This is a genomic window from Deinococcus sp. (genome assembly GCF_018260555.1).
In the GTDB taxonomy this organism is placed as follows: Bacteria; Deinococcota; Deinococci; order Deinococcales; family Deinococcaceae; genus Deinococcus.
In genome coordinates, this window is sequence record NZ_JAGLBB010000122.1 from 1 (window position 1) to 3,692 (window position 3,692).

Genomic DNA, 3,692 nt, shown 5'->3' on the forward strand with positions numbered 1-3,692 from the left:
CGCGGTCGTCGTGTTCCCAGGGGGTGTTCAGGCCGTTGACGCGCACGAGGACCGGGACGCGCCAGGGGATGCGCAGGGCGTCCCGGATGTGCTCCCGGGCCTGGGCTTTGTGTTCGGGGGCGACGGCGTCTTCGAGGTCCAGGATCACCGCGTCGGGGCGCAGGGTGCGGGCTTTCTCGATGGCGCGGGGTTTGTCGCCCGGCACGTACAGCACGGAGCGCAGGGGTTTCATGCGTGCTGCCTGCGGGTGCGCGCGGCGCTGGTGGCGAGCAGGAACGGCAGGAAGGCCGCGAGCAGGCGCAGTGTGCGGGGCGTGGGCAGGGTGCGGGTCATGCGTTCACGGTAATACGCCGGGTGCGCCGAATCCCCAGATGCGGGGCGGAGCGAGTTCCAGGACGTTGCCGGCCGGATCGTGGAAGTACAGGCTCTCCCCCCGCTCACCCCAGGCGTAGCGGGTGACGCTCAGGCCAGCGGCGCGCAGCCGGGCCTCCCACACGTCCGTCTGGGCGGGCTCAAGGCTCAGGCAGGCGTGAGCTCCGGCCCGTCCGGCGTGCGGCGGCACGTCCCCAGGCTGGGCGCTGGCGCGCGGGTCGAAGATCAGGAGCATGCTGCCGTCCAGCCGGTAGAACAGGTGCCGGCCCGGCACGCGGCTGTGCAGGCTCAGGCCGAGCACATTGGTGTAGAACTGCTCGGCCTGGTCCAGGTCGTTCACGTACAGGCAGGTTTCCAGGATGCGCATGGCCGCAGCTTACGGCAGCAGCACCCGGGGTTCCGGGGCGGGGCCCAGGGCGCGGCGGTGCACGTCCCGCAGGACCTGCGTGCCGTCGGTGTGAATGCCGTGTTTGCGCAGGCTGGCCAGACTCTGCGCGTCGCGGGCCAGCAGGGTCTGGAAGTCGGAGTTCTGACGGGGAGCGAGTTGCGGGAAGTCGATGATGGTCACGGTGTCCTCCGACCAGAGAAGGTTGTGGGTACGGTCATCGCCGTGCGCGGACCCCAGCCGCAGCAGGCCGGTGACGCTCTGATTCCAGGGGCACTCGGCCTGTGCGGGGCTCAGGGCGTTGCCTCTGAGGCGCGGGGCGACGTGATCCTCGGTGCCGATCAGGCGCATGACGACGGCGGGAACGGTCTGGACGTACGCGGTCAGGTGCGGCCCGGCCAGGGGTTCGGGGACGTTCAGTCCGGCTTTGCAGCGCGTGCACAGGTGCGCTCACTCTGGACCCACTCTGAGAGAAGGACCAGACTTTCGCGGGTGCGTGGATGGCTTTTACGGCGCGGGCGTCGAGGATGACCCGCCCTTCGCGGCAGAGCTTCACGGGCACGCTGCTGCGCGGACTGCGGGCCTGCTCACGCGCGCCCCGTTCGGTCAGTGCAGGGAGGCCAGCCCGAAAGTAAAGGTGTCCGGTCGTGGTGCGTCAAAATCACTCCAGGTTGCAGGAAGAGAGACTCCATGTGCGGCGGTCTGGACATCAGTGATAGTGGTCATAGCGGGCACCTCCTTTCGGTGATTGATGTTCAGCGTAGCAGGCAAAAGCGGCGCGTGTCACGAACAGCGGGTGTGCTAGGCCATCACGCCTAGCACACCCGGCCCATGTGCACGCCCCTGCAACAACGCCCTGCAGAGAGGATGAAGATAAAGAGAGGAAGCGGAGCCCGTACTGAGCCCCGCCTCTCCCTTGCGCGCGCGGAATCCGTATTACTTCAGGGTTTTGCTGATGAATGCGTTCGTGTAGTACTCGCTGGCGTTCGCTCCGGACGGTAGTTTGCCCTGCTTCACGAGCGCCGCGACGGCTTTTGTCCACGCGGCGGGATTCATGGCGCCCAGGCCGTTCGTCTGGGTGTAGGGGCCGGTCATCAGGGGCGTGCTGGCCTTCAGGACGTCCAGGTTGCCGCTCGCGCCGAATACGGGCTGCGCCAGCTTGAACGCGCGGGCGGGATCAGCGACCGTGAATTTCAGGCCGCGCTGACTGGCCCGCACGACCTTCTTCGCCAGGTCCCCGCCCAGGCTCTTGCCGGTGCCGATCAGGCCCACGCCGACCATCGGGTACGCGCCGCTGATGTCCAGGGTGTACACCTTCTTGCCGCCCGTGCGGGCCAGTTGCAGCACGTCGTTGTTCGAGTACCCCACGGCGGCGTCCACTCGCCCGGCGCGCACGGCGTCCACCTGCGTGAACCCGATGGAGTTCAGGCGCACGTCGCGGCCCTCAGTCAGGTCGGCGCTGTCCAGCAGGGCCTGAATAGCGTGGTAGGAACTGCCGAACGGGCCGGGAATGCCGACCGACTTGCCTTTCAGGCTCGCCACGCTGTTCAGGGGCGAGAGGCTGAACACCGTCACCGGGTTTTTCTGGTACATGGTCATCACGTACCGCACGTCCGCGCCCTGGTTGCGCGCGAAGATGGCGTCCTCGGGATCACCCACCACGAAATCCAGTTTGCCCTGCAACAGCAGCGGCAGCAGCTGCGAGACGTACCCATGCTGGTAGTTGACCTTCAGGCCCTCCGCGCCGAAGTACCCGAGTTTGTCGGCCACGTAGAACGGCGTGAACTGCACGTCCGGGTTGTACCCCAGGCCAATGTTCACGGTGCGCTGCGCGGACGCAGAGGTCGCCAGCAGGCCCAGCAGAAGGAAAGCGCGTTTCATGAGAATAAGTATAGACGGCCTGCATGACGCGTCTGTGACCCTTGCCGCGACTCCTGCTGTGTTCCGTTCCGGGGCATCTGCGCCCGCCACGCCGTGGCATGCTGCTCACATGGATCTGGAATCGTGGACCCCCGTGGATAACGCCCGCCGCCTCGCCACCCTGATCGCGGTGGGCGCGGCCATGTTCAGTTTCCTGGCCTTGTGGCTGGGAGTGGCGTGGCACCCGCTGCTGGCCCTGGCGAGCGGCGTGGTGATTGGTGTACTGGTGTGGGCGGCGGCCTTCCCGCTTCTGCGCGCCCTATTCCGCCGCTGACAGCCCCGGGCGACGTGGGACCGCCCCCAGCAAGCGTGAACGCCCGCAGGTTCGGCAGCCCACGCGGGTGCTACACTCGGGGGCACGCCCGCACACCCCCCCCAGCGGTGTCCGGAGCAGCGCCCGTAAGGCGGGCCAGATGCAGGAAAAAGGAGTAAATCAGATGACGGACAACAACGAGCTGCGCCCCGGTGAGCAGACGCCAGAAGAACTGCGCGACATTATCCCCCAGCTGGAAGGCGAACCCGACGAGGACGCCGTGCTGGACGCCCAGGAAGCCGAAACTGAAGGCGGCATCAGCGCCGACGGGGCCGAAGGCGAAGAGGAAGAAGAGTACATTGACGCCGACGAACTGCTGGGCGTCCTGGCTGAACTGAAAGAAATGCTCGAAGCTCAGGGCAAGGAAATCCGTGGCCTGCGCCGTGAAATGCGCGAAATGCGCGAAGCCCAGGGTCAGGGCGGCCTGCGCAGCGGCGAGCAGCGCCCCGCACCCGCCCCCCGCGAGGACCGTGGTGGCTACCAGGGCGGCGGCGACCGTGGCGGCTTCCGTCCCCGTGAAGACCGTGGCGGCGACCGTGGTGGATTCCAGAGCGGCGGTGACCGTGGCGGCTTCCGTCCCCGTGAAGACCGTGGCGGCGACCGTGGTGGATTCCAGAGCGGCGGTGACCGTGGCGGCTTCCGTCCCCGTGAAGACCGTGGCGGCGACCGTGGTGGATTCCAGAGCGGCGGTGACCGTGGCGG

General features: G+C 67.7%; 5 protein-coding genes and 1 pseudogene. 2 read left to right on the forward strand and 4 right to left on the reverse strand.

The features are described from left to right. The 4 genes from QZ271_RS14065 to QZ271_RS14080 form a co-directional block, all read right to left on the reverse strand. Window positions 1-232: aldolase/citrate lyase family protein (locus QZ271_RS14065; protein WP_291432530.1), on the reverse strand; the 232-nt coding region annotated here is incomplete at its 3' end. 105 nt (window positions 233-337) lie between these two features. Beyond that, window positions 338-739 (reverse strand): VOC family protein, encoded by a 402-nt coding sequence (locus QZ271_RS14070; RefSeq protein ID WP_291432532.1) that lies wholly within the window; start codon window positions 737-739, stop codon window positions 338-340. A gap of 9 nt (window positions 740-748) precedes the next feature. Further along, window positions 749-1,108, reverse strand: coding sequence for an RIO1 family regulatory kinase/ATPase (locus tag QZ271_RS14075; protein ID WP_291432534.1), 360 nt, complete (start codon window positions 1,106-1,108; stop codon window positions 749-751). 585 nt (window positions 1,109-1,693) lie between these two features. Then, window positions 1,694-2,638, reverse strand: a complete 945-nt coding sequence (locus tag QZ271_RS14080; RefSeq protein WP_291432536.1) for an ABC transporter substrate-binding protein — start codon at window positions 2,636-2,638, stop codon at window positions 1,694-1,696. Window positions 2,639-2,747: 109 nt separating this feature from the next. Between QZ271_RS14080 and QZ271_RS14085 the strand changes: the two genes are divergently transcribed. Continuing rightward, a complete protein-coding gene (locus tag QZ271_RS14085) occupies window positions 2,748-2,951 on the forward strand; it encodes a hypothetical protein (protein ID WP_291432538.1) in 204 nt (67 codons plus the stop codon). Between the two features lie 163 nt (window positions 2,952-3,114). Next, window positions 3,115-3,692, forward strand: a pseudogene (locus tag QZ271_RS14090) (hypothetical protein); the annotation flags it as partial.

Bases quoted from the DNA above. Each gene is read 5' to 3' on its own strand.
- QZ271_RS14085 (WP_291432538.1), top strand. From the start codon at position 2,748: ATGGATCTGGAATCGTGGACCCCCGTGGATAACGCCCGCCGCCTCGCC.
- QZ271_RS14080 (WP_291432536.1), bottom strand. From the start codon at position 2,638: ATGAAACGCGCTTTCCTTCTGCTGGGCCTGCTGGCGACCTCTGCGTCC.
- QZ271_RS14075 (WP_291432534.1), bottom strand. From the start codon at position 1,108: ATGCGCCTGATCGGCACCGAGGATCACGTCGCCCCGCGCCTCAGAGGC.
- QZ271_RS14070 (WP_291432532.1), bottom strand. From the start codon at position 739: ATGCGCATCCTGGAAACCTGCCTGTACGTGAACGACCTGGACCAGGCC.